Origin of the sequence: Acaryochloris marina S15 (genome assembly GCF_018336915.1) — a bacterium.
Classification (GTDB): Bacteria; Cyanobacteriota; Cyanobacteriia; order Thermosynechococcales; family Thermosynechococcaceae; genus Acaryochloris; species Acaryochloris marina_A.
Map to the genome: position 1 here is coordinate 811,812 of NZ_CP064923.1, position 22,645 is coordinate 834,456.

The 22,645-nt window shown below is 47.7% G+C and carries 18 protein-coding genes; 4 read left to right on the top strand and 14 right to left on the bottom strand.

All coding sequences use genetic code 11. From position 1 onward, the window contains the following. The first annotated feature begins 178 nt into the window (after nt 1–178). Complete coding sequence (gene cysS / locus I1H34_RS04475) at nt 179–1,693, top strand: cysteine--tRNA ligase (protein WP_212664536.1); 1,515 nt, start codon at nt 179–181, stop codon at nt 1,691–1,693. A 4-nt stretch (nt 1,694–1,697) separates the two neighbouring features. Here the strand turns inward: cysS and I1H34_RS04480 are convergent, their stop codons facing one another. After that, nucleotides 1,698–2,648, bottom strand: a complete 951-nt coding sequence (locus I1H34_RS04480) for a class I SAM-dependent methyltransferase (protein WP_212664537.1) — start codon at nt 2,646–2,648, stop codon at nt 1,698–1,700. Nucleotides 2,649–3,135: 487 nt separating this feature from the next. Between I1H34_RS04480 and I1H34_RS04485 the strand changes: the two genes are divergently transcribed. Next, complete coding sequence (locus tag I1H34_RS04485; protein WP_249369799.1) at nt 3,136–5,742, top strand: EAL domain-containing protein; 2,607 nt, start codon at nt 3,136–3,138, stop codon at nt 5,740–5,742. Between the two features lie 3 nt (nt 5,743–5,745). On the opposite strand, the gene I1H34_RS04490 is transcribed toward I1H34_RS04485, so the two are convergent. Beyond that, complete coding sequence (locus I1H34_RS04490) at nt 5,746–6,654, bottom strand: LysM peptidoglycan-binding domain-containing M23 family metallopeptidase (protein WP_212664538.1); 909 nt, start codon at nt 6,652–6,654, stop codon at nt 5,746–5,748. A gap of 74 nt (nt 6,655–6,728) precedes the next feature. On the opposite strand from I1H34_RS04490, the gene I1H34_RS04495 reads away from it, so the two are divergent. Both I1H34_RS04495 and I1H34_RS04500 read left to right on the top strand, forming a co-directional pair. Beyond that, on the top strand, nt 6,729–7,895 hold the full coding sequence (locus tag I1H34_RS04495) for a trypsin-like peptidase domain-containing protein (RefSeq protein ID WP_249369801.1): 1,167 nt from the start codon (nt 6,729–6,731) through the stop codon (nt 7,893–7,895). 11 nt (nt 7,896–7,906) lie between these two features. After that, nucleotides 7,907–10,135, top strand: coding sequence for an AAA family ATPase (locus I1H34_RS04500; RefSeq protein WP_212664540.1), 2,229 nt, complete (start codon nt 7,907–7,909; stop codon nt 10,133–10,135). A 30-nt stretch (nt 10,136–10,165) separates the two neighbouring features. Here the strand turns inward: I1H34_RS04500 and I1H34_RS04505 are convergent, their stop codons facing one another. The 12 genes from I1H34_RS04505 to I1H34_RS04560 form a co-directional block, all read right to left on the bottom strand. Then, entirely contained in the window at nt 10,166–10,996 is an 831-nt protein-coding gene (locus tag I1H34_RS04505; RefSeq protein WP_212664541.1) for a HEAT repeat domain-containing protein, read from the bottom strand. Between the two features lie 30 nt (nt 10,997–11,026). Continuing rightward, the gene (locus I1H34_RS04510; protein WP_212664542.1) at nt 11,027–11,461 is read right to left on the bottom strand and encodes a DUF6334 family protein; all 435 of its coding nucleotides are present in this window, start codon (nt 11,459–11,461) and stop codon (nt 11,027–11,029) included. Between the two features lie 116 nt (nt 11,462–11,577). Beyond that, the gene (locus I1H34_RS04515) at nt 11,578–12,204 is read right to left on the bottom strand and encodes a HEAT repeat domain-containing protein (protein ID WP_249369803.1); all 627 of its coding nucleotides are present in this window, start codon (nt 12,202–12,204) and stop codon (nt 11,578–11,580) included. A gap of 28 nt (nt 12,205–12,232) precedes the next feature. After that, nucleotides 12,233–13,069 (bottom strand): hypothetical protein, encoded by an 837-nt coding sequence (locus I1H34_RS04520; protein ID WP_212664544.1) that lies wholly within the window; start codon nt 13,067–13,069, stop codon nt 12,233–12,235. Between the two features lie 688 nt (nt 13,070–13,757). After that, on the bottom strand, nt 13,758–14,813 hold the full coding sequence (gene psbD / locus I1H34_RS04525) for a photosystem II D2 protein (photosystem q(a) protein) (RefSeq protein ID WP_212662221.1): 1,056 nt from the start codon (nt 14,811–14,813) through the stop codon (nt 13,758–13,760). Between the two features lie 263 nt (nt 14,814–15,076). Next, nucleotides 15,077–16,123: a M28 family peptidase gene (locus I1H34_RS04530; protein ID WP_249369805.1), complete on the bottom strand. Its 1,047-nt coding sequence runs from the start codon at nt 16,121–16,123 to the stop codon at nt 15,077–15,079. Between the two features lie 151 nt (nt 16,124–16,274). Next, on the bottom strand, nt 16,275–17,327 hold the full coding sequence (locus I1H34_RS04535) for a YeiH family protein (protein ID WP_212664546.1): 1,053 nt from the start codon (nt 17,325–17,327) through the stop codon (nt 16,275–16,277). Between the two features lie 40 nt (nt 17,328–17,367). Then, nucleotides 17,368–17,703 (bottom strand): hypothetical protein, encoded by a 336-nt coding sequence (locus I1H34_RS04540; protein ID WP_235107335.1) that lies wholly within the window; start codon nt 17,701–17,703, stop codon nt 17,368–17,370. Nucleotides 17,704–17,892: 189 nt separating this feature from the next. Next, nucleotides 17,893–18,639, bottom strand: a complete 747-nt coding sequence (locus I1H34_RS04545) for a phosphoadenylyl-sulfate reductase (protein WP_212664547.1) — start codon at nt 18,637–18,639, stop codon at nt 17,893–17,895. 1,428 nt (nt 18,640–20,067) lie between these two features. Beyond that, complete coding sequence (locus I1H34_RS04550) at nt 20,068–20,736, bottom strand: hypothetical protein (RefSeq protein ID WP_212664548.1); 669 nt, start codon at nt 20,734–20,736, stop codon at nt 20,068–20,070. A 79-nt stretch (nt 20,737–20,815) separates the two neighbouring features. After that, complete coding sequence (locus I1H34_RS04555) at nt 20,816–21,367, bottom strand: gluconokinase (RefSeq protein ID WP_249369807.1); 552 nt, start codon at nt 21,365–21,367, stop codon at nt 20,816–20,818. A gap of 387 nt (nt 21,368–21,754) precedes the next feature. Further along, nucleotides 21,755–22,645 (bottom strand): metal ABC transporter permease, encoded by an 891-nt coding sequence (locus I1H34_RS04560; RefSeq protein ID WP_212664549.1) that lies wholly within the window; start codon nt 22,643–22,645, stop codon nt 21,755–21,757.

The window sequence follows — 22,645 nt, forward strand, 5'->3', positions numbered from 1 at the left end:
TTTGGTTGAGGCGATTATAGTCTAATCTCTCCAACTTTGAGATCCTAAAAACAAAAAAGATGCTAATGTTTTTTTTCATTTGCTTCTGATTAATCTAGAGACTTGTGGGTCTCTAGTCCTTGCTATTCTCTCTCCGTATTCTTTGAGTCTATTTTTTTAGTTAGAAAGCTTCTGGATCATGCCCCTGCAAATTTACAACACCCTGAGTCGAACCAAAGAGCCATTTACAACCCTCGAATCTGGCAAAGTGCAATTCTATTGCTGTGGTGTGACAGTCTATGACTATTGCCATTTGGGCCATGCTCGGTCTTACATTGTCTGGGATATTGTTCGGCGCTATCTACAGTGGCGGGGATATGACGTTACCTATGTCCAGAACTACACCGATATTGACGACAAAATTCTCAAGCGGGCGGCGCAAACAGATCAAGATTGGCAGGTTGTCACCCAAACTTTTATTCAAGCTTATGAAGAGGATATGGCTCGCCTCAATATCTTGGCAGCAGATGCTTATCCCAAGGCCACTGAATCGATACCGGCGATCGTTGACCTGATCCAAGAACTCGAAACCAAGGGGGTGGCTTATGCTGCTCAAGGAGATGTCTATTTTGCTGTCGAAAAGTTTCCAGGTTATGGCCAACTCTCTGGACGACTGCTAGATCAGATGGAAGCGGGGGCCAGCGGACGAGTTGAACAACCCAAGCAAGCTGAACAAAAGAAACGTCATCCCCTTGATTTCGCTCTGTGGAAAGCGGTTAAGCCTGGAGAGCCTAGTTGGGATTCTCCCTGGGGACCGGGGCGTCCAGGATGGCATATTGAATGCTCGGCCATGGTGAATCAATGCTTAGGCACTGAAATTGACATTCATGCCGGTGGCTCAGATTTGGTCTTCCCCCACCATGAGAATGAGATTGCCCAATCGGAAGCAGCCCTGACGTCCCGACTGGCCCGCTACTGGATGCATAACGGGTTTGTGAATGTCGGGGGGGAAAAGATGTCTAAGTCCCTGGGGAACTTCACGACCATTCGTCAGCTCTTGGACACCCCCTTGCCTATTTTGTCGGGGCAAACCCTCAATCCGATGGCTTTGAGACTGTTTGTCTTGCAGGCCCAGTATCGCAAACCGATAGATTTTACGGATGATGCGATCGCAGCCGCGCAGCAAAGTTGGCAAACTCTAAAAGAAGGACTGCTCTTTGGCTATGACTATGGAGCTCAGTTGCAGTGGTCAGACTATAACGATCCAGATTTTGGCAATCCCGCTAATATGCGGATGCCAGATCCCAGCGTTGCAGTACAGCGGTTTCAATTAGCCATGGATGACGACTTTAATTCACCGAGTGGATTAGTCGTCTTATTCGAACTCGCCAAGGATTTGCGCAAAGCCGGCAATATTCTCAGCCATCAAGGAGAAACGTCTACCACGAGTGATCAGCTCAGGGAGCAGTGGCAAACCTTAGTCTGTTTATCCCAGGTATTAGGGCTAGAGGCTCAGCCTGACTCAGATGCAGACCCTTCAGGCCTTGAGGGTGGCCTTAGTGAGCAAGCCATCGAAGCCTTGATTGAGGAACGAAAAGCGGCTCGCCTAGCCAAGAATTATGCAGAAAGCGATCGTATTCGGGATCAGCTTAAAGCAGAGGGCATTACCTTGATCGATCAGGCCGGCGGGGTCACTCGGTGGCTGCGGGAATAGGTCCTTATCTCTTGGGCTTAGTGCTAATGATGGTGCGGTGGCGTGGATCGCTTGCCGTGGTGACGGTCTGTTTAAAGCCAGCTGCTTCTAACGCAGACTCCACATCAAAGGTGTAGTAGTCATCACTCCAGGGCTCTGTGCTTTTCATCAACGTGAACAGTGCAGGCGGTAAATTTTGGATCACGGGGGATTTGGGGTCGTTGTCTACGAGTGCTAGGCATCCCCCGGGTCGCAGAATTCGCAGCGCCTCTGCAAAAATTTGCTGGGTAATCTCCCGAGGCAGTTCGTGAATCACAAATTGGAGGGTCACTAGATCTAGCGCGGCATCGGGCAGACCCGTCTCTTCGGCTTTGCCATGGTGCCAATTGATCTCTTGGTTCACATCTCGCTTGTGGGCGATGGCTAGCATATAGGGGGAGAGATCAAGGCCAGTGGTGTGTACCGCATGAGCTTGAGTGGACTGGTAGTAGTGATGGAGGGCAAAAGATGAAATTCCCACGGAACAGCCGACATCTAAAATATCAGTCACTTGGGCGGGACCATGGTCGGCCAGTACTTGGTGAAAACTAGACCGTAACCGTTCTTGGGCCAGCTCCCAAGTCAGATCCTCTTGGGGCCAAACCCGTAACGCCATGGCATAGGTTGCTGATTCGGCTTCAAAGGCAGCGGGCCAGCATAAATTACCTTGTTCATAGGCATGAAAAGGGACTTGATAATAGTCGGGATAGACCAGATTCGGATTGTTCGTCCGATCAAAGAACTCTTGGGTATGTGAGGCTGCTAAAGCTTGGTAGTTTTGGCGCCAAGGCACCCCATTTTTCTCGGCAGTCTTAATGAGAACTTGTCTGGCTTGCCGTTTCATCACGGCATAAATTGGCTTGGTTTGAATCAGGAGATTGACCAATTTTGAGAGCCAATCTTCTCCGGCCCAGTCCGGCTTAAGCTTAAGAGTCATATCAAGAAGTGCAGAGGGCTTGGAATCTCATTGTAAAAGGGGAGCGTCCCCTCTTTATCAGATACCAGGGATAAAGTGCTGATTGGACGGGGCTGAGGTGACGTTAATTTATGAATATCACTGATATTTTTTTAAAACGAAAAAATGATTTTTTTGACGATGATCTGGGAATGCTCTGTATTAGCGTGTCCCCAATGTGAATGATTCAACACTCCCAAAATTATGAGGTTAGAATCATTCTTGTAAGCTTTAAGAAATTGACCTGATGACATTTTGGCACTGTCCTTATTTTCCGATTTTCATCTAGAAAATTTGGAAAATCCGCCACTGCTGTTAAGTCCGGTATTATCACGATTAGTGAAAAATCGTAAAATCAGGCATATATAGAAGAATATAAGCGTAAAATCGCTTATAGATTCTCGTAGTTCGCGACCGTCTTGCCTTGACTATCCCCATTTCATAAATTCTCGTTTTCTCACTGTTACTGATGCCTGCCAGAACGCTTGTGCAAGATACCACTCAGCTCGGCGTGAATGTGATTCCAGGAGATATCACATCACCTACGCTTAGAGAAACTCGAAGTCATCCTCCACAAACCGGACAGTCTGGTTCTAGTTCGCCCGCGACAAGAGTCAGTCGCGCTCATCATCTATTGGTGATCAAAACAGGTGACCATCAGCAAACCGTTGTATTAGAAGCTGCAACCTATTCGATTGGACGCCATCCCGCCAATTCCATTGTGTTGAATATGGGCACCGTCTCCCGCCAACATGCGCTACTGCTACGAATTCATGAACCGAAAACGGGAAATCATTTCTTTCGAGTGATTGATGGCAATATTCAGGGTCGGCGTAGCCGTAATGGTCTATGGATCAATGGGAAGCGCCGATTTTCCCATGATCTCAAGGATCAAGAAATCATCTCTTTCGGGGAGGATATTCAAGCCACTTATCACCTAGTAACGGGTTTTCCAGATGAGTATGAACTAGATGATTTACTCGCGATCAATTCTTCGGAATCTCCTACTCCTTCGTCTTCGAATACTCAGACCTTTTTCCCCTCTGATACAGAATTACGAAATTTAGGAGAAGCTGCTCTCGTTCGCCTCTCGTCGTTCCCTGAGTTAATGCCTCATCCCATCATTGAAACGGATTTTAGTGGCAGCATCACGTATATCAATCCGGCGGCGGTGGCTCAATTCCCCGATATTTTAGAGTCCAACCAGCATCCGCTGTTGCAAGGTTTCTTAGCTGAAGTCAAGAAAGCGCAAAATACCTACTTTGTGCGGGAAGTACATGTTTGCGATCGCGTCTTCGAACAATCCATTCACTGCATGCCGGAAAGTCAGGTCATTCGCAGTTATCTGGTCGATATTACCCAGCGCAAACGGGCCGAGCAAGTCCTGCGGGAAAGCGAAGAACGCTATGCTGCTGCGGCTCGGGGGGCCAATGATGGTCTCTGGGATTGGCACTTGCGATCCAATCGGGTGTATTTTTCGCCCCGCTGGAAATCGATGATTGGCTATGAAGAAGATGAAATTAGCGATCGCTGTGAAGAATGGCTCGATCGGCTTCACCCCAGCGATCGCGATCGTCTGAAGCAAGAATTATCGATGCACCTGAATGGTGAAACCAATCACTTTCAAAGTGAATTTCGCTTGCGTCATAAAAATGGGGAGTATCGCTGGTTTCGCAGCCGGGGGATGGCCTTGCGCGATGCCGAACAACAGCCCTACCGCATTGCTGGTTCCCAGACGGACATCACCGAATATCACTTGGCCCGGGAACAACTGGTCCATGATGCCCTCCATGATGCCTTAACCGGCTTACCCAACCGGGTGTTATTCATGGATCGTCTCACCCAGGCCATTAAGCAATATCAGCGCCATCCTGACGATCAGTTTGCCATCTTGTTTTTGGACTTAGATCGGTTCAAAATCATCAACGATAGTCTGGGTCATATGATTGGCGATCGGCTACTGATCGAAGTCGGTAACCGGCTGCAGTCTTGTCTGAGAGACCAAGATACCGTTGCTCGCATCGGCGGCGATGAATTCGTGATTTTGTTGAACACCATCCAGAATATGGATCAGGTTCTCCAGACGGCTGAACGAATTCAGCAACAGTTAAAGCAGGCTTTTGCCATTGAAGGCCATGAAATTTTTACGGGCACCAGTATTGGGATTGCCCTGATCAGCCCCGAATACCAACATGCGGAAGAGCTGCTGCGAGATGCCGATACCGCCATGTACCGGGCCAAAAACCTAGGTAAAAATAGGTATGAAATCTTTAGTAGCAGCATGCGATCGCAAGTGCTAGCCCTCTCTCAACTTGAGAATGATCTGCGGCGAGCGATTGATCGGCAAGAGTTCCAACTGTTCTATCAGCCGATTGTATCTTTAGACACCCACGACCTGGTGGGGTTAGAAGCCTTGGTGCGTTGGCATCATCCGGAACGCGGCTTGATCTTGCCCTCGGAATTTGTGCCGATGGCGGAAGAAGCAGGTCTGATTATTCCGTTGGGCTGGTGGGTACTGGCCCAAGCCTGCCGTCAAATGCAGCTATGGCAACAGCATTACAGCTTGGCCCAAGATCTACAGCTCAATGTTAATATTTCGAGTCGGCAATTTTCTCAACCCAACTTTGTCAACGATATTCATGCTGTTTTAGAAGACACGAATTTACCGTGCCATCGCCTTAAGCTGGAGATTACCGAAGGGGTACTGATGGATCATGCTTCAGATGTGGCCGATAAGCTAGATGCCATTAAGACATTAGGTATCAAGTTGGGGATTGATGACTTTGGCACTGGCTATTCTTCCTTAAACTATCTGAATGCGTTCCCAGTGGATACCCTCAAAATTGATCGCTCATTTGTGGAGCGCATGAATTCCGAAGAAGGGTTTGAGATTGTTAAAACCATTGTCAACCTTGCCCATAACCTCCATATGGATGTGGTTGCTGAAGGGGTTGAGCTTGAGGAGCAAGCCGAGGAACTCACCCAAATGAAGTGTGAATATGCCCAAGGATATTTATTCTCAGAACCCACGGATACAGTGGGGATGGAGAAATTTCTCCTCAACTATTGCAACTAGCCATCACTTTTGGAGGGATTGCAAATAAGGTTGGGGGTCATGGGCCACCCAGCCCAGGCTAGAACGGTAACGTACTTCGAACCGGAGAGCCGTTTGGGGCGCAGAAGCCACTTCACCTAGCAGATGGCCTGGCTGTATATGTTGCCCCACCTTGACCTGCAAGTTCTCGAGCCGACCATAGCGTGTTTGTCGACCTTGGGTATGGCGAATAAACACCTCTTGGCCAGAGGCCCCTCGTTCCCCGGCAAAAACAACTGTACCTGAGCTGACGGCATATACAGGGGTACCAGACGTTGCTTGCAAATCGACGCCGCTGTAGAACTGCATTTTGCGGGTCTCTGGATTGACACGCCAGCCATAAGTCCCTAAAACAGACGCAGGCTGTGGTAACGGATAGCGATCTCGTCCCGTTACCGATCGAGGAGATTGGAAGGTGTTGCCCACAGACTGGAGCGGGGCAATCCCTGTGGGGCGGGAGTTCACCCTTGGAGACCAGGTGATACCCGGCACAAACGCGACCTTAGGTGAGGTCTGACAACCATTCACTTCAAACAAGACCTCTGGGCTGATGCGGTAGGCTTTCGCTACGGCTTGCAAGGTTTGGCCAGCCGGAATAGCGACCAAAATGCCGTTATAGGGCGGCACCACTAAGTTCATGCCTGCCCTGGCTCGTCCTTGCCTTAGTTTAGGATTCATGCCCTTGAGGGTTGCAGTGGACAGGCCATATTGCTGGGCGATGCTGGCCAAGGTTTCGCCCGACTTTACTGAATGTCGCACTAACCGAGACAGGACAGACGCAGGACATAGTCGGGAGGGGGCCGACTGGGCATGGGCCATCAGGTGACCGCCCGCCACGCTGCCTAAGGTCCAAGGTATGATTGCAAACAGATGGCGAAAGTTGAATTTGGCCATAATACCCAATTGCTCCCAGGTTAGAGTGGAGTAAAGAATCACGATAACGCTGAATGCGCCCTAGTTTTACGATAATGCAGCGATCCCGCAAACATCTAGTTTTTTCTCTTTTAGTTGGAAGTGCGCTGCTCCAGACCGGCTGTCAAAGTTGGTTTAATCGAGGGTCTGATACCGCTGAGAGCCCACAAAGTACCCCCGAAATTCCAGTCACTGAAATTGCCAATCGCTCCCAGATTAGCTCTAATTTGATCGTCAAAATGGTGGATCAAGTCGGTCCTTCTGTGGTGCGTATTAATGCGGCCCGGAGTTCAAAAGGGTCCCTCGGCCTATTTGAGCGCTCTGATCGCTCCCTAGAGCAGGGCACGGGGTCAGGATTTATCTTTGATGAAAAAGGATTGGTTTTAACCAATGCCCATGTCGTTGAAGATGCCGATGAGGTGACGGTGGTGCTCAAGGACGGACAGCAGTTTCCTGGCACCGTGGAAGGGGCTGATCCCCTCACCGATATTGCCGTGATTAAGATAGAGGCCAAGGAGTCCTTGCCTGCCCTTGAACTCGGGGATTCAGATACGTTACAACCCGGAGATTGGGCGATTGCCATTGGTAATCCCTTGGGGCTGAACAACACGGTGACCATGGGAATTATTAGCGCCACAGATCGGTCTAGCTCTCAACTAGGAGCACCAGACCAGCGGGTTAACTTTATCCAAACGGATGCTGCGATTAATCCTGGGAATTCTGGAGGACCGTTGCTTAACCTCAAGGGTGAGGTGATTGGGATTAATACGGCGATTATCCGCGAGTCTCAAGAGTCGGGGATAACGGCTCAGGGGCTTGGATTTGCCATTCCTGTCAAAATTGCCGCCCGTATTAGCAAGCAATTATTAAACGAGGGGAAAGTGGCCCATCCCTACTTGGGGATTCGGATGGTGAGTCTTTCTGAAGAAACGAAGACATTGCTGAAAGATGAGATAGACTTACCCCTCCAACAAGATAAAGGGGTACTGGTGGTGGATGTATTGTCCGATTCCCCAGCTTCAGCGGCACAGTTAAAGTCTGGCGATGTGATTGTCCAAATTGGTAAAACCCCAATTGATAATACGGAGCAACTTCAGCAGCTCTTACAGTCTGTGACTCCCGGCGATCAGTTGGCATTAACAATTATGCGCAAAAATAAGAAACAGCAAGCCCAGCTGACAGTGGGAACCCTCAAACCTCAAACCTTTTCTCGACGATCTTAAGCACTGAGGCGATGGATTTATTTGAACAGCATCGTCAACAGCTTTTAGAAACGGAAGCGCCTCTAGCCGCGCGTTTACGTCCCCGTACCTTAGATGAGTTTGTAGGCCAAGATGAGATTGTCGGCCCAGGACGTCTATTGCGGCGGGCCATTCAGGCCGATCAACTCTCCTCACTGATTTTCTATGGTCCCCCTGGCACGGGCAAAACCACCCTAGCTCAAATTATTGCTAACACCACCCAAGCCCATTTTTTGGCTCTGAATGCGGTCTTAGCGGGCATCAAAGATATTCGTTCATCTGTGGATGAGGCCCAGGACCGACGGGGCCAATATGGTCAACGCACGATCCTATTTGTGGATGAGGTGCATCGGTTTAATAAAGCCCAACAGGATGCATTGCTGCCCTGGGTGGAGAATGGCACGGTGATTTTAATCGGAGCAACCACCGAAAACCCCTATTTTGAGGTCAACAAAGCCCTAGTTAGTCGGTCACGGATTTTTCAGTTGCGATCGCTGATGCCAGACGACCTGCGCCAGGTGGTAGAGCGGGCCTTGCAAGATAAATACTTCGGCTATGGCGATACGGCTATTGAGCTTGAGGGTGCCGCGACCGATCACCTGATTAATGTGGCGAATGGCGATGCGAGAGCGTTGCTGAATGCGTTAGAACTGGCCATTGAAACCACAGAGCCAGACGGCAATGGCGTTATTCCCATCACCTTGGCTGTCGCAGAAGCCTCTATCCAGCGGCGGGCTGTTCTCTATGACAAGGAGGGCGATGCCCATTTTGATACGATCAGCGCTTTTATAAAAAGCTTGCGGGGGTCTGACCCGGATGCGGCACTCTATTGGTTAGCCCGCATGGTTTATGCCGGAGAAGATCCCCGCTTTATCTTTCGACGGATGATCATTTTAGCCAGTGAGGATGTCGGTCTGGCGGACCCACAGGCTGTCGCTGTGGTTATGGCCTGTGCTCAATCCTTTGATCGAATTGGGTTGCCAGAGGGGCAATATCCTTTGGCCCAAGCAGCCCTTTATTTATCGACCGCTCCCAAGTCCAATAGTGCTTTGGCCTATTTTGATGCCCTGGCCTCGGTAGAGAAAGAACGGGAAGGGGACGTTCCCAATGCCCTCAGGGATAAGAGTCGTGACCAACATTCCTTTGGTCATGGTGCTAACTATAAATATCCCCATGCCTATCGTGATCATTGGGTTGCCCAACAGTATCTACCGGACAGTCTCCAAGGACAGGTCTTTTACCAACCCTCTGATCAAGGGGCTGAAGCTGCCATTCAAACGCAGATTGCCCGTCAGCGAGAAGCCCAACTCTCGGGAATTTCAGAGACGAGTCCCCAAGAGACGGTTAGCTATGGTCCGAAAGACTCGAAGCGGGAACGGTGGTTACAGCGCACCATGAGTCAGACTGGCGATCATGCGGCTTGGGTGCGCGATCGCATTTTCAGTTTCACTCAAATTCAGCGCCATCATGTGGTTCTGGAGGTCTGCAGCCAAACGGGGTTACTCACCTGGGAAGCGTTACGGCAGACCCCGGAAGGCAGTGTCTATACCCATGTTCCCTCAGATAAAGTCGCTCAGACTCTGGAAGCTCAGGTGAAAGCCCTGTCAGCCTTGCAACGACCTATCTTTTTAGCAGGACAGAGTTCTGACCTCAAAACTCTGATTCATGACCATACTCCTGAGCTTCAGTTTGATTGGATTTTAGGTCGGAATACCTTTGCTAATCTGATGCATCAAATGGATCGGTCTGCCGCTGAAAACCATACCCAGCAGCTCATCAGTCTTTTAAGGCCGAAGGGGCAGATCATTCTAGCGGAAACGATTCCCAAATATGGGCAACGAATTTGTGACCTGGTAAAGGCAGAAGATGTAGGAAATGCTTTATTTCAGCGTTGGCAAACAGCTGAAACAGCCTTATATCAAGATGATACGGGTGATACTCAACTCACTTGGGATGAATCTGATCTAAAAGCTGTATTTACCAATATGCCTATCACAATAGACTTAGAGCAGACCCACATGAGCCTATATGTCACCCCTAAACTGATCGAACGATGGTTTGCCGTGGGTGGTGATCGCCCTTCCTATGGCAAGCGGCTAGGGCAACATTGTTCAGCGAAAGATGTGAAACAGATCCAGGCACTGTTGTCTCAAAAACTATTGCATAAAACAATTCAATGGCAGGCCACTCTCGCGTTTGTTCTTGTTCAATGCCTTAAATAAGCACAGCAAATAGTACTGGTCTTGGCGCCCTTACAACTGGCTACACTTTTTGACTGCTTCGGTAATGTTGTAGTCATCTGGATTGGCTGCTAATAATTCTTCCAGATGCACCAGGTATTGGGGTTGTGGAAATTCTGCAGCAGCTTCAATCATGAGACTAGCGACAGTTGGCTGTGCTAATTCCTTAAGCACTAGAGGGATAACGCGGTTATCCTGGCGTTTAGCAAGTCCTACAGCAGCCTCTCCTCGGATTTCATAATCAGGATCAGATAAACCTTGAAACAGTACTTCTCGAACCTGGGGAGAATCTGCATCACTTAAGTTGCCTAAACCAAACAATGCCCAATTGCGGACATCATAGTCATCGTCCTGCGCTAATCGACACATCATTGCGACTGCAAGATCAGAGCGATCGCACTGGGAGCCACCCAAAGCATAAGCCACTGAGAAACGGACATCTGCAGAATCGTGATTGGCGAATGCCACCAGTTCGCTACTGTCCCACAAGAAATCATAGGATGCATGGTGACCCAAAGCATTAATAGCACTGCAAAGAACTTCCGTTTCAGAATCGTGGAGCAGTGACAACAGAATTGGCAGTGCAGCGTTGCCAAAGGGATAGGGTGAGTGGCGATCTGCACATCCAAGTTGTGATAGGACGGCCGCCCCCAATGCTCTCATACAGGATTCAGAGCTTTGACACCATTCCACGGCAGTATCAAATATCTGCGGGTCTGAGCGGAGATGAAGAGCATGAAGAATATCCCAATATAGATCATTGTCATCATCGGCAGAACGAGCACATTGTTCTGCTTGAGAAAGTAGTTGGTCTGTAGGTAAGGCTTTGAGCGAATCGTTCATTAGATAAAGATTTTTCGATTGCGATAATACCTACAGATAGGGCTTGATTTCCCATATCCTGATCTCGGAGGCTGCTCCATCCACAAGAATGCGTGTTTGTTGCCCAGCAATCCCAAACTCAAACTGGAGACCATCATCATATCCATGATTATTCGTGAGCTGCCAAACAGAGAAAAGCTGCATCCCCAGAATTGCTTTCCAAGGTTTTTGCTGCGATAAATCTACTCTGAGATGAGGTGCAAACTGGAAAACGTCTGAAATATAAACTTCATCAGTCTCACCATCACAGACTATACCTACCTGGTAGTCCCCAAAAAATAATATTAGGGCTTCCAAGTTTTCTCCCCCCAGCAAATCATTAGAGGTATAAGAACTGTTGGCTGTGCAGCGTTCGACTCTTTGCAAGACAAGTGGGACATCACCATCTAGCAAATTCACCAAGTTCTCATAACTGGAACAGAACATGTGAGTCTTCTTCCAAAAGGCAGACAATACAATCTCAGTATCACTTCCATAAGTTTGTGATGACAGATTAATGGGATGAAATGATGAGGAATATTGATATCCCGCAGGTGATATTCTCAGGCATCAGGAAGATGGGGGTTTTCCGATATGAGTAAAGTCAGCAATGTATTAGACAAGTGATATTCTTCTGAATTTACGCTGCTGGAATTCATCCTTGTGTTTACGGCAGCAGCCAGCGCAGTGACATTAAAGACATCATATTGCTCAAGTCCAACTTCTACTAACTCAATGAGGGTACGCAACACATCAAGTCGAACCTCGACATACTCATCTTGCAAAGCATCTAGCAATTGAGGATCAAATGTCTGTAAATTAATGTGGATATAGCGAAAAGCACGAGCCGAATTAGCACGAATAGTGGGCGAACTATCCTGTAGCAATTCCAGTAGCTTCGGTTCAATGAGTTCAGGAGCATGATTGTATCGCAGCCCCCAGGCAACCAGATCTGCCTGATCGCTTTGAGTCTCCCTCAACATCACCAATAGCTGGTTTACACCTGCTGGTATGACATGACCAATTAGTTGGGCACAGCTCTCGCGCACCTGGTTCTCTTCTTCAGCATCACGCAGGGTTGTGAGTAAGGGTTCAAGCGCTTCTTCGCCCATCTCCCAGAGTAGATCATAGGCATTGTCGTGACGGGTTTGCGATCGCAAATCCGCAATCAATTCTTGTACTGATTTCACCACCAGAATATGGATGTCTTCCAAATGTTTACGAGAGATTAGGAGTAAACCAACCTGGCTTTAGCCCCTGATCTAGCAAAGCTTCGCTATTAGGCTGAGGGGTAAAAGGGATGTGACCAGACTGATACAGTTGGGTCGCTAGATTTTGGGCGTAACGATGGGCAAAGGCCTCTTTATCTTTCGAGGGTTTAGAATCAAACTCCTGATCAAGGCGGGCCTCTTCAGCATCGCTTGTTGTATTAAAACTGGGTAGAACAACACTTTGAATCCAATCAACATAATGTCCTATTTCATGGAATAGGGTCCGAAAGAGGATGGTATGGCGAACGGACTCATGAGTTCGATGGATGGTGTAATCACGCCGTCTTTTTTCGATTCGATGACCATCAGCTTCTAGTCGGGCAAGTTCATCGAGAGAGTCTGGTCCCAGAGAGAGCGACCACCGCAAGGTTTTAGTGAGATCATGAGCTTCGATACAGATGGCAGGTCCTGAATGTGGCCCAGGCGTTGCATAGTAAAGAAAACGACCCCAGACAGGATTGATTTGATCTTGTTTGCGCGTGGGTTGACGAAAGATGATTAGCTCCAAGCCATCTAGATCTGCTTGGGGAACATATTCTAAAACAGACATGACATCTGTGACCGTACAGGGATAAAAGCACTCAGGGCGCGGAGGCTCTATGAGAAATGTCAGCTCACATTCTCCAATGGTTTTTTGGATAGCTATAGGTTGGTGCAGCACTTCCCAAAACACCCGATCATCCGACCATGATTTTGGAATAACCAGATGATTATTTTGTCCCTGTCCTTGTGTTGAAGTCCCAATATTGCGATTGCGACGGGTAGGATTCCAGCCTTTGCGCATATCAAGTTCCTAGATGTTCGTCAATGTTAGCTCACCTGCCAAAGTTGCTAGGTGGTTGCTTTCCCATAAAGAACTCTAAGAGCGGCCATGATTTTAGGTAAGGATAGTGCTGTTGAGAATCTTAAGGACAACAAAATTGGAGCTAAGGCTTTGTCCGATGGATAGAGGGGCTTGTAAGCTATATCTCTGAGAGGTTTGTGTGGTTAGTCGTTTGCGATCGCATATACGATTCAGGACTATGGATATGTCTCCCCAGCAAAAATTAAATATCTGGGGGGCTGAACAAAGATAACTTGAAAAGTTTTTTGCACCTCGATGTTAGATCCCGATTTTTTCTGGGCAACATGAGTCTAATCAAGCTACTGCTAGAATTTTTAATATCTGGTTTTAGCTTGACTTAAATCAGAAATAATCATCAAAAAAGTCCTACCCCCTATCTCTGTATGAGTTAGGGGGTATTTGTTTAGCCAACATCTCCTACTCAATGCATTGCCCAGTTGGGTTGAAGATTTGTGGTGAATGTTTCATGGTCGGCAGGCGGACCTAAATTCATGTAAGGCATAGACCAATGGTATTTTCGCAGCCCCTTCAGCTTGAGTTTGCGGGAATGGATCAATCCTAACCACACCAAAAAAGCCCCCGGTAATCCGGGGGCTTTCAATCAAACTTTATCGTTTGAAGTTAGAGTCTACAGAGCGTTTCCGCGAGGTAGAACTTCTTCAGGGAAGATGAAGTTTTCATGGATTTGGTCTTGGGGTGCCATCCAAGCACGAAGACCTTCGTTCAAGAGAATGTTCTTGGTGTAAAAGGTTTCGAACTCAGGGTCTTCAGCAGCCCGGATTTCCTGGCTAACGAAGTCATAAGCACGCATGTTGAGAGCGATACCGACGAGGCCAATGGCAGATGCCCATAGACCAGTTACAGGTACGAACAACATGAAAAAGTGCAACCAACGCTTGTTGGAAAAGGCAATCCCGAAAATCTGAGACCAGAATCGATTTGCAGTGACCATGGAGTAGGTCTCTTCTGCTTGGGTTGGAGAGAACGCAGCAAATGTATTGGCGTCTTGACCGTCTTCAAACAAAGTGTTTTCAACAGTGGCTCCGTGAATGGCGCACAACAGCGCACCACCCAAAATACCTGCAACACCCATCATATGGAAAGGGTTCAGGGTTAAGTTGTGGAAACCTTGAGCAAATAACAAGAATCGGAAGATGCTCGTTACACCCCAGCTAGGTGCAAAGAACCAGCTGGATTGGCCCAAAGGATACATCAAAAAGACAGATACATACACGGCAATAGGACCGCTGAAAGCAACTGCGTTATAAGGACGCACGCCGATCAGACGGGCTACTTCGAATTGACGCAGCATGAAGCCGATCAAACCGAAGACACCATGTAATGTGGTGAAGTTCCACAATCCACCCAGCTGACACCAGCGGGTGAAGTCACCTTGAGCTTCGGGGCCCCACAACAAAAGTAGGGAGTGGCCGAGGCTGTCGGCGGGTGTGGATACAGCTACGGTCAAGAAGTTAGCACCTTCTAGGTAGGAGCTAGCAAGACCGTGGGTGAACCAGGAAGTTACGAAAGTTGTGCCGGTAAACCATCCCCCGACGGATAGAAATGCACAGGGGAAAAGTAGAATACCTGACCAACCAATAAAGACGAACCGATCACGCTTCAGCCAGTCGTCGAGGACGTCAAACCATCCTCGCTCCTGGGCGCGTCCGACTGCTATGGTCATGGATAGATCTCCAGTTTATTTATAAATCGCAAAATGATTGCAGGAATAATAACAGATGGTCCTGAATCGATGTAGATATGATTAACCATAAAGTAAAGTCAACAAAAATTCACGATACTTTATGATTTATTTCACATATTCTAATTATATGTAGAAGTCTAACGTGCTGCAGCTACAGCTGGAAAGTCTAGCAAAATATAAGGGTTTGACTGTTAGGCTACGAAAACGGGCAATGATAGTCAGTGCCTGAATTCTGAGAAAGCTTAAGATTTGTCGGTTTCAGTCGTCAAGAAACTTTGCGGACGGTCTAAAAGAGCCGTTACTGCGTTGACAACGGTCTGAGCATTGCCTTCGAGAAATGCAGTATCTAGCGAATCAGGCGTATCAGTCCGCCGATGATAGTGGGGATTGCGCAGATGGGCGGTATCGTTGACCATCACCGCCCCAATCCCTTCAAACCAAAATGGGGTGTGGTCACTACGCAGAATTACAGGGGTTAATAGACCTTTAAAGGGGATGGGGACTGGGACTAATGCAGGTAGGTTCGGCTGATGGTTCTCGCTAAAGGCATCCAGTAACGGTAAATGTTCGGTATCTCCTGCGATCGCAAGAAAGTCTCCCTTATCACTGGGCAGTTCCACCTTAAATTCTCCAGGCACCTGCTGGCAGCCGGCAGTGGCACAGGTGTAACCCAGCATTTCCAAAATAACGACGCCGTCTAAGTTCTTGAGGTTTTCGGGGCGTTGGGCATAGGCATAGCTGCCCACCAGTCCGGCTTCTTCTTGATCAAATAGAACAATGCGGAGGGGACGTATCGTTTTGCGATCGCCCAGCAGTCTCGCCACTTCCAAAGCCACTACCACCCCAGTGGCATTATCATCCGCCCCTGGAGAACCGCGAACCGAATCATAATGGGCTCCCACTAGCAATGCGCCAGCATTGGGGTCTGTTCCTGGACGTTCCGCAACAACGTTTATTCCTGTTTCAAAAGGCTGTTCCCCGACTGTCCATCCTGAGGCAGTGAGGGTTTGAGTCATCAACTCTCTCGCTTTTTTCAATTCGGCCCCAGTGTAGCGCTCAAAATTAAGGGCTTTGAGATCGGCCATTAACCGCTCGCCACTCACGATGGGGGTTGGTTCAGAGCTTACAGGCAGCGGAGACTCAACTGGAGGCGAAGCAATGGGAGAAGATGCTGGCGATGGAGAGACAGATGAGGGTTGGGCGACGGGCCGGGGAGACTGGCAAGCCGCAAAGAGCACGAACAGACATGCGATCGCACCTAGAATCCAAGCTTTCCGACTTTTGAACATCTTTCCACGACTAAACCCTAGCCATTGTCGCACACAGTCCATTCTACCTATCGAAACCTTCAATCGTCAGAGGGATGTGTTTTCAACAATGGCTAGGGTAGTCGTCTTTATACCTGTTCCCTACTCAACTTGAACTGAAGGATTGAAACCTCTATAAATAAAAGGTTTCCACTAAAGTGAGACTCAAAATAGAAATAAATAACCAGGCCGCAGCGCCCAAGTAGAGTGGTCGCAGACCCATTTCCTTAAACTTATGGAGTTTAGTTTCTAGCCCCATGGCCACCATCGACACGGTCAGTAAAAATTTATTGCCTTGAGTAATGGACTCAGTCCATGCAATCGGTAAAATCTGAAAACTGCTAACCCCAATCAGCACCACGAACCCTAGTACAAACCAAGGAATTGGCAGTGATTTGGAATTTCCTACCCGTTGCCGAAAAGATAAAACCCCTAAGGTCAACATCACCGGAATCAGGAACATCACCCGCGATAGCTTCGCAATCGTGGCCAGTTCACCGCTGACTGGACTGGTCTGAAAGGCTGCAGCCACCACTTGAGCCACTTCATGAATCGATGCCCCCGTCCATACTCCAAAGGCTTCTGGCGTTAGAGCTAGCCAACCAAACAGCAGGGGATAGAGCAGCATCGATAGGGTTCCAAACACGGTCACAATCGTGACGGCATAGGCAACATCTTCATCCGACCCTTCAATCACGCTATTAGTGGCAACGACCGCAGAAGCCCCACAAATAGATGTTCCTGACGCAATCAATTGAGACAGTTGACGACTCACGCCGAGCTGGCGACCCAGCCAGCAGGTGAATATAAAAGTGCTGCCTAGGACAACAGCTACAATCCCCAGCCCTTTGGGGCCAACTTCCAGGATCTGCGACGCGCTCAGCCTCAGTCCCAGCAACATAATGGCGAGTCGTAAAATTCGTTTGAGAGTGAACTTAATGCCTGGCTGGCAAGAGGCGGGTACCGTCAAGACATTGCGGACTGCAATACCCAAAACCACAGCCAAAATGAGTGAGCTCAGAAAATGCAAGCCCGGTACGAGATGAAGGAACGTTGCCACTAAAGCAAGTCCAAACGTCAGAAATAGACCTGTAAAAATAGAACCCGTTTGATTCGGTGCAGACGGCCGCACTCTATAGGGTTTGGTCGCGACAGAACCCAGCTGCATGGTACGAGGTAGTTTCATGTGGAACCCTGGAATGAGTTTGACATTGAAGATAGGGGGCCTAGATAAAATCTAGATCGGGGCTTTGGGCCATAATTTCTGAAATCTCTGCGTCTTCAGAGGTCTCCTGCTGCAAAACCTCTTTTAGAAACCGCTGATAAGCCGTGTAGAGGCGGGAAGATCCGTCAGGATTTTCCACAATGAAGAAGGGTGCGGAATCAACGTTGTATTGGGCTGCCAATGCATAGCCCTCACTGTCCGGATTACGTTCATCAGCAGTGACAATTTGATCGATTCGAGATCTCAACTCAAGAGTTTCTAGTTCAGAGAGTACTCTGGCGGATTTTGCACAGGGTTGACCATCGTGCTTAACCTTTTGAACCAAGGTGATTTTCATGAAAAGACGTTTTTGATAATTGGGGACAGATAGCAGCAGTTCAGGCTTTGTTGGGTGAGTGATACCTTGAAAAATTGGCACGAAAATATTTCAGGAAGTTGCAAAACAGCAGTTCATCCCTAAATTGAGCAATACCGAATTTCAGACTTCCTAGCGAAGTTCAAAAGACTTCGCTAGGAAGCAACACATTTACTTTTGGGTCGCATTACTAGCGTGTAAACCACATTCCTTGTCATCAGGATTTTCCCACCACCAGCGGCCTTGGCGTTCATGCTGGTGAGGCAAGGTGGATCGGGTGCAAGGGGCACAACCAATACTCACAAAGCCCTGGGAGTGCAAGGGATTGAACGGCACCTCATTCTTATCGATGTATTCCCATACCTGATTTGAGGTCCAGTTGGATAGCGGGTTGAACTTAATTAAGGTGTGGTCATCGTTGGAGAAGGCGGTATCCACTTGCATGACCGGTAAATTAGAACGGGTCTGACTTTGATCCTGACGCTGCCCTGTAATCCAAGCATCAAGAGACGACAACTTTCGACGTAAAGGACGAACCTTGCGAATACTGCAGCACTCCTTATGACCGTCTTTATAGAAGCTAAACAGCCCTTTTTCGCGAACGAGTGCTTCTACTTGAGCAGGGTCAGGAAACAGCAGCTCAATATGGAGTTTATAGCGCTTTCTGACCTGCTCAATAAACCGGTAAGTCTCAGGGTGTAAACGTCCAGTATCCAGACAGAACACACTCACATCTGGCCGAATCTTAGCAGCCATATCAATCAGAACCACGTCTTCTGCACCACTAAAAGCAATGGCAATGTTGTCGAACTTTTTGAGTGCAAAGTCGAGGATTTCTTGAGGATTATCCTGAGGCAGCTTCGTGAGTGCGCTAGGAATATCAACAGTGGTATCGACAGTATTGATCGCTTGAATCATAAGAGAACTCCTTAATGAGTCAGAAAACAAAAATTAAAAGGGATAGCAAACTCTGCAGGCTGATTAATCGTCCTAGTTAGCCTGCATTGAAGTGCCTAAGAAGGCAGGGGGTAAGAGTTCTAAAAAGACTCTCAAACCTTGCATTTTTCTTAGCTTTTAATAGATAGAACGGTGAATAGAGCAGCATCTTGCTGCCACCGAAATATGGGTGCCGTTATCGCCTTCTCTACATCAGTGATTGCAGAAAAAGACATCAACTTCAAGATGATGAATCTACAAGTAATTCATCTTAAGTCAATTATCGAGAGTCATAGGCATGGGGTATACCAACGCTGATATAGCTTGGGCCTATAGCGAATGGAATGCCGTTAGTATTAAAACTTGCGGCTACGGAAACAAAAACTGGCATAACAAATAGTGGTACGGACGCTAGGTGCAATCAGTTTTCTGCAACAGCCTTTTCTTAACCATCTCGAAATAACACCCCGCCAGGTATTAAATACTGACAGAGATGTTGTTTTTTGGTGATGACCACTACAGAACTACTGAAATAAAGCTCGAACGGACCTCTGAGGAAATTATTATTAGTTACTCACAGTAACTATCTGCAAGACTTTGGATTGTTGAATTGCCAACCCAAATCACTGATGTCTTAATCAGACGGTGAGACCAGCAGCATGAAATATATAGATATTAAACACTGCACCGACAATTAATATAGTATCGAGACTTAAAATGACTCAGGAGTAAAGCTTAGATATATATAACCATATATAAAAACAGATGTAAACACAAAAAAAATTTAATTTTAGTTGAACAGCCAAAAAATGTGACTTCAGTCACAAAAAACTAAGATAGCTCATTTTTTTTGGCAGATGTGTAGCATATCACTTAGAGTTCCAATTTTTTTAATAATTGGTTTATTTAGCTATCCCTGTTAGAAACCGAACTATTTTTTTACCGTTATAAAATAATAGGCATTGACGGTGCACTAAGGTTTGTAGATATATTTTTATGCCTTTCGAAGTGATATCAACTCAACTCAACTCATACTGCTTCTCTATAATTCCTTCATGATAGAAATAAAAGATATAGCCTCACTGCTATTCAGTCTGAGTTGGACCATCATCCTTGAAGGTTCTACTACTGCTTGAGGTTGCTTTGGAGAGTCATAAACAATGAAACACATCCAGCAGTCAGGCAATCCGAGCCTGTGGATTGTGAATGCCTACTGAGACAATACCCAATTCAAGCGTTGATGCCATCACCCTGAAACGTGAAATGAGAGATGCTTTGTCTAGCCTAGAAAAAAGGTGGACAATTTTCCCACTCGGTCTTGACCGAGCAGCGTTGCTGATAATCCGTAAAATGATTTGTGTTCTGCTCTTTTGCTTTGAGGTAAATTTTATCCTTGCCTTTCAATCGGGGCTATTTGGGCTTTTGTGAAGATGGCACAACTTTGGCAGGGTTATTGGCAATGACCGTTTGCCCTAACTCAGCTTGACTTCCCCAAGGTTGCAGCGCTGAAGGGAGTTGCCATTGCCCCCAGTCAAACCCATCTTTAATGGCCCAGGATAAATCAACTTGCTTGGGTACTGCTAAGGAATGGCTACAGGTGAGGTCCGCTTCATAGGCTGCCAATATTTGAGTGTCTTGCTCCATTTCCGGGGATTGCAAATATAGAACAGAACAGCGATACCGCTGATACCAGCCTGCGATCGCATTCTCCAACTTATCCGCAGTCGTCCGACAGACAACCGCCGCTGTTCCCCACCACCAGGCAGCGACTAGCCATTGCTCTGGGTCACCTTCGATACTCTGAAAGGCATGGATACTATTCACCAAGGTAGAAATATGGGGGCAGGCTTCGATCGCCGAGGTATCACATTTCCAGATCGGGGCCGGAGGTTCATTTTCCGGGCGTTGCTCCCGCCAAACCTGTAGCAAGAAAGCCAGGGGATCAGATCCTTGAGCATAGGTCGGCCAGTGAGTATGCATCAGTCCCTCTGGATAATGCTGTTGGAGGGCTAATAAAGGAGCTAAATGCTCAGGACTCAAAAGTGGGGCCAAAAGTTGAAGAGGTTGAGGCAGAGTCACGGGCATTGTCCTTTGAGAATAAGCGAATTGAGGGGATGTCCCTATCAGCAGTATCCCTGTTCGCCTGGTCTACAATCAACTAGCGCTGCCACCAAACCTGTTTTAAATGGGGATAGCAGGCAAGGGCTTGCCGCCATATTTGCTCAACGACCCAAGCCGGAGGCTGAGTCGCATCAACCGTCAAAATGTCTGATTCTGTTGTCTGAATGGCTTCATAGGTATTGAGCTGGCTAGCTAGGAGCTCAGCCTGCATGTAGTGATTGTCTCGCTGAGTCAAACGTTGGCGTAGATGGGATTCCGACAGCTCTAACCACACAAGCTGCACAGCTCCCAAAGCCATCAATCGCTGGCGATGGGCTTGCTTAAGGGCTGAACAGGTGATGACGGTTTCGCGTTTCAGATCGATAGCCCGGCGTATATCATTTGCGATCGCATCTAGCCACTCCCGGCGATCACCGTCATTCAGGGGGGCTTGAGCAACCATTTTTTTGATATTAGCGGCGGTATGGCGACGATCGCCTTCTAAAAAATCACACTCTAACCGATTAGCCAATAAGCGGCCTATGGTGGTTTTACCTGAACCCGCAACTCCAATCATGATCCAAACAATAGGACTATCTGTGTTTGTCATAGGTCACAACAACTTTTACTGCCAACACTGGATTGATGATTCCTTGAAGTGACGATAGCCAAATCTTTCACTGCCTTACTAGTCATCTGTCTCGAATAGTTAACCTTGCACTCTCTAGAACATTGAGAATTGGAATGGATGATAAAGAAAGTTGAGTTCTCAAAGTCAGCTGCCCAAGATACGAAGAAATTTGCAACTTATAGGGATTAAAACTGATGTACCAAGATCGGTTAACATTTTCAGACTAATCCCTAAAAGCCCCCCTATGGAAAACTAATCGGTGATATGCAGAGCAATGACTCCTGAAGAAGCAATATTGAGCATCAGTTGATTTATTCAGATCGTTGAGCAACAGAAAGTCGTCAAAATCCGACGGATGTGGGGGCATCACTCATGATGGTGATGATCTATTTTTTGGGATTGGCCGAACCGCCGGATCTGAGCCAGCAACTCTGGTCGGGTCAAAATTCCTTGAGACGGACTGAAAAGCAGCACCAAAATAAATAGAGACGAAGACACCAACACAATCGATGGGCCAGAAGGAAGCTCCGTATAGTAGCTAAAGTAAACCCCTATAGTACTCACCACAGCCCCAAGTACAGCCCCTAACATCATCATCTGGTGTAATTCACGCACCAGTAGATAAGCCGACAAGGCTGGCCCTACTAGCATAGCAATCACCAGAACTACCCCCACTGCCTGCATACTGGCAATAATGGTCAGCGTTGTCACAGCCATCAGGCCCACATAAAGCGCATGAACAGGTAACCCCATGGCTTGGGCACCCGTGGAGTCAAAGGTATAAAGCAGCAGCTCTTTATAAGTCAACTTGATCACCGCCAAAATCAGCACGGTGATGCTTAGCGTGCGCAGAATATCTGAAGGTGTCGTAGCCAGGATATCGCCAAATAGCAAACTGTCTAAGTCAAACTTGTTTTTCAGGGTCGATAGCAGCGTAATGCCGAGGGCGAAAAACGTAGAAAACGTTAGGGCCATGGCTGAATCAGCTTTGATACGGGATTGCGATCGAATCCAGGTAATAAACAAAGCCCCAGCGATACCAGAACTAAAAGCCCCAATCATCAGGTCAATGCCCGTAAATGCCGCAATGGACAGCCCCGGCAATACACAGTGGGCAATCACATCCCCTAACAACGCCATCCGTTGAATAATCAGGTAGCTGCCCACAACAGGGCATAAAACACCTACCAGAATGCCGATAGCCAGGGCATGTCGGATAAATTCATACCCTAATGGTTCAAGAAACCACTCAAACAT